Consider the following 3,567-nt stretch of genomic DNA (forward strand, 5'->3'; position numbering starts at 1 on the left):
GGCCCGAGGCGGCCAGTCCCGCAACGCCGTCGCCCCACAGCCCCCCGAGCCCGACGGCCAGGGGCCAGGCGGCGGGGGCGGCGAGGGTGGACAGGGCGGCCGACAGGCAGAGGACGCCTGCCGCGGCCGACAGGGCCTTGAGCGGGGTCGGGCGCAGCCGCTGCTGCACCGCCTCTCCGATCGCGACCGCCAGCCCGAAGGCGACGGTCAGGGCGGCGGCGGGCCAGGCCGCGAGGCCGATGGACTGGAGGATCAGGTCTGCGAACAGGGCGCCGCCGTTCCCCAGCCAGTTGGTGGCGGGGGTCGAGGTCGCGGCGTTCAGGCTGGGATCGGCGGGATTCCACGAGATCAGGGCCGCGACCAGCAACAGGGCCAGCAGGGCCTGAAGCACGCCCCGGAACCGCACCATGAAGGGGGCGTCCCAGATGACCCGGGCGCTTTCCCAGGCGCGATTGCCGATGATCATGACGGCGGACATGGGTCTTCTCTCTGAGCCTGAGCCGGGGCGGACCCGCCGTTTTCACCCCCACAGGGTTAAGGGGCTGTTTACCTCAAAAGAAAGCGCCCCCTTCCGCTGTGGAAAGGGGGCGCGAGTTTGCGGTCTGTGGGTTCAGGCTCAGTCCTGACGGACGCTGCCCGATCCGGTGGTCGACTGACGCAGGGTCGCCGGGCGGGTGGCCAGGTCGATGTCGCCCGAGCCGGAGCTGGTCAGGTCGGCGGCCCGGGTGGGGGCGATGCGGGCGTCGCCGCTGCCGCTCAGGGACACCCGGGCGTCCGAGACGGACAGGGATTCCAGATCGGCGTCGCCGGAGCCCGTGGCGACCAGGACCAGGTTGTCGGCCCGGCCCTCGGCCATGACGTCGCCCGATCCGGTCATGTCGAGCGACAGTTCGGGCTGGTCGAAGCCCCGGATGTAGAGGTCGGACGACCCGTTCATCACGAAGCGGCGCACCGAGGGGGCCGTCACGACGATCTTGACGTCGTCATCGCGAACCCAGATCCCGCGCCCGTTCTGGTTCCGTCCGAAGACGATCCGCTCATGGCGGGGGCCGTCGACCTGATCGGCCGTCAGCCGGTCGCCGTCCAGGCGGATGCGGTTCACCTGATCGGCGGGCCCGGTGATGACGACGCCCGGGGTCTCGCCCTGGACATAATCGACGTCGGCCGACAGATCGATGACCAGCTGCTCGCCGCCGGTCCAGTCCAGCGTCCGGGTCGTGTCGGCGGGGCGGGTTCCGTCGTCGCGGACGATGGACAGGGTGTCGCCGTCGCCGTCGCTGTCGTGGAAGGTCCAGTTCCAACCGTGGGCGGCCATGTCGCGTCCGCCGATGGCCAGGGCGCCGGCGGCCGAGCCGAGGCAGAGCACGAAGGCCGCGCCGGCGATGATGAGAAGGGTGCGGATCATGCCGGATCTCCCGTGGCTTGAGTGGGGGCGTAGGACGGGGCGACCGGTCCAGGGTAGGGGGGCGCCTGATAGGTCGCCGTCTGGGGCTCAAGCGCGGGCTTGAGCAGGCGGTAGTGAAGGCGGGCGAACCAGACGAGGGCGTCGATGAGCAGCTTGGTCGACACCGCCAGCAGGGCGCCGACGGCCACCGAACCCGCCATGAGGCTCAGCCCTGCCAGGAAGGCCGCGATCCCGCCGCCGGGGAAGCCTGCGAACGGCCCGGCCACCATGACGCCGCCGCCGGCGACGAAGACCGCGATGACCGCGACGAAGAAGCCGAACAGCGTCCCGATCACCCCCATCAGGAGAGGCAGAAGGATCAGGATGTCGATCGCGCCCAGACCCAGGACCGCGAAGACGGCGCCGGCCGCGGCCGAAGGCGTCTGTTCCTGGCGCCAGCGCTGAACCCCGGCCTCGGCCTTGAGTTCGCGGGCCAGGCGGTCGGGATCGCCGAGAGCCTGGGCCGTTTCGGCCTCGCTGCGCCCGGCCCGGGCGGCGTCGTCGAAGTGGACTTCGTAGTCGTTGATGATGTCGTGGGCGACGGAGGTCGGGAGGCCGACCAGACCGCGCTTGAGACGGGCGAGAAACTCGGCGCGCGTCATTGGGCGTCTCCTGCGGGAACGAGGGCGTCGGCGGTCTGGGCCGCCTTTGGGGGTGTATCTCTGGGCGCGTCGAGCACGGCGTCGACGGCGGCGGTGAAGGTCTTCCAGTCGGCCGTCTGTCCGTCCAGGGCGTCGCGTCCGGCCGGGGACAGTCGATAGTATTTCCGCGACGGGCCCGACGGGCTTTCGACCAGATAGGTCTCGACCAGTCCGTCGGTCTGCATGCGGCGCATCAGGGGATAGACCGTGCCTTCGCCCATGTTGATCGCGTCCGACAGGCGGCTGGCGATCTCGTAGGCGTAGCTGTCTCCCCGATCGAGGAGTGCAAGGACACAGAGGCCCAGCACGCCTTTCTTCAGTTGGATGTCTATGGTTTCGGGCGCCATGTGGCCTCCTCTTTCGATAGGAAGAGACTATGACAAGGTATCGTGCGCTGCAAGGTAGCTGTTCAAACATGACAGCGATTTAATCGGCGCGGCTTTTCGCCCATCCGCGCGGAACGACGGATCAGTCGCTTGGCAAGCGCCGATCCAGCCGATATGGACCGCGAAACACCGTGCTCTACTGGATCGGCGGGTATTGCGACTGGATCGCAACTACCTGACGCCTATGGCTTAAAGAGGAATTCCGAATGGAACTGGGCAGACGAGCCCTGAAAGCCGCCGGCGGTCTGATGACCGGCGCTGCTTTCGCCATCCTGTTCGCCACCCCGACGTGGGCGCAGGAGTTGTGGGGACAGCCGACGCCGGGCGGCATCGGGCTCCAGAAGGCCGCCTCGCCGCTGAAGCACGAGGTTCATAACTTCCACACGCTGCTGATGGTCATCATCACCGCGATCGTGCTGCTGGTGCTGGGCCTGCTGGTGTGGATCGTCATCCGCTACAACAAGAAGTCCAATCCGGTCCCGGCCCGCTGGAGCCACAACACCCTGATCGAGGTCATCTGGACGGTCGCGCCGGTCCTGATCCTGCTGGTGATCTCGCTGTTCTCGATCCGCCTGCTGTTCGCCTACAATAACATGCCGACGCCGGACCTGACCATCAAGGCGACCGGCAACCAATGGAACTGGGCTTACGAGTATCCCGACCAGGGCATCGCCGAATACGTCTCCAACATGCTGCCGGAAGACCAGGCCAAGGCGCGGGGCGTGCCCTACCGTCTGGCCGCAGACGAGCCGATCGTCGTGCCGGTCGGCAAGACGGTCCAGGTTCTGGTCACCGCCGCCGACGTGATCCACGCCTTCGCCCTCCCCGCTTTCGGCCTGAAGACCGACGCCGTGCCCGGCCGGACCAACCACACCTGGTTCAAGGCCGAGCGCACCGGCACCTTCTATGGCCAGTGCTCTGAGCTGTGCGGCGTGGATCACGCCTTCATGCCGATCGAGATCCGCGTCGTCACCCAGGCCGAGTTCGAAGCCTGGGTCGCCTCCAAGGGCGGTTCGATGACCAAGGCCGCCGATGACGCCGCCAAGGCCGCAGCCGAAGCCGCCGCCGCGACCGCCGCCGCCGCTGCCCCGGCTCC

5 protein-coding genes are annotated in these 3,567 nt (G+C 68.4%); 1 reads left to right on the forward strand and 4 read right to left on the reverse strand.

Annotated elements, in window-relative coordinates; all coding sequences use genetic code 11:
* The 4 genes from ACT6QK_RS14885 to ACT6QK_RS14900 form a co-directional block, all read right to left on the reverse strand.
* A partial coding sequence (locus tag ACT6QK_RS14885; protein WP_444598601.1) for a DNA translocase FtsK 4TM domain-containing protein occupies window positions 1–478 on the reverse strand: 478 nt, incomplete at its 3' end.
* Window positions 479–616: 138 nt separating this feature from the next.
* Window positions 617–1,405 (reverse strand): GIN domain-containing protein, encoded by a 789-nt coding sequence (locus ACT6QK_RS14890; protein ID WP_444598602.1) that lies wholly within the window; start codon window positions 1,403–1,405, stop codon window positions 617–619.
* Complete coding sequence (locus ACT6QK_RS14895) at window positions 1,402–2,046, reverse strand: DUF1700 domain-containing protein (protein WP_444598603.1); 645 nt, start codon at window positions 2,044–2,046, stop codon at window positions 1,402–1,404. Before ACT6QK_RS14895 ends, ACT6QK_RS14890 begins: the two co-directional genes overlap by 4 nt.
* The gene (locus tag ACT6QK_RS14900) at window positions 2,043–2,432 is read right to left on the reverse strand and encodes a PadR family transcriptional regulator (protein WP_444598604.1); all 390 of its coding nucleotides are present in this window, start codon (window positions 2,430–2,432) and stop codon (window positions 2,043–2,045) included. Before ACT6QK_RS14900 ends, ACT6QK_RS14895 begins: the two co-directional genes overlap by 4 nt.
* A gap of 245 nt (window positions 2,433–2,677) precedes the next feature.
* Between ACT6QK_RS14900 and coxB the strand changes: the two genes are divergently transcribed.
* Window positions 2,678–3,567, forward strand: an 890-nt coding sequence (coxB, locus tag ACT6QK_RS14905; RefSeq protein ID WP_444598605.1) for a cytochrome c oxidase subunit II, incomplete at its 3' end; no start/stop codon positions are given.

This window comes from Brevundimonas sp. (assembly GCF_052436175.1).
In the GTDB taxonomy this organism is placed as follows: domain Bacteria; phylum Pseudomonadota; class Alphaproteobacteria; order Caulobacterales; family Caulobacteraceae; genus Brevundimonas.

Bases quoted from the DNA above. Each gene is read 5' to 3' on its own strand.
- ACT6QK_RS14890 (WP_444598602.1), bottom strand. From the start codon at position 1,405: ATGATCCGCACCCTTCTCATCATCGCCGGCGCGGCCTTCGTGCTCTGC.
- ACT6QK_RS14900 (WP_444598604.1), bottom strand. From the start codon at position 2,432: ATGGCGCCCGAAACCATAGACATCCAACTGAAGAAAGGCGTGCTGGGC.
- ACT6QK_RS14895 (WP_444598603.1), bottom strand. From the start codon at position 2,046: ATGACGCGCGCCGAGTTTCTCGCCCGTCTCAAGCGCGGTCTGGTCGGC.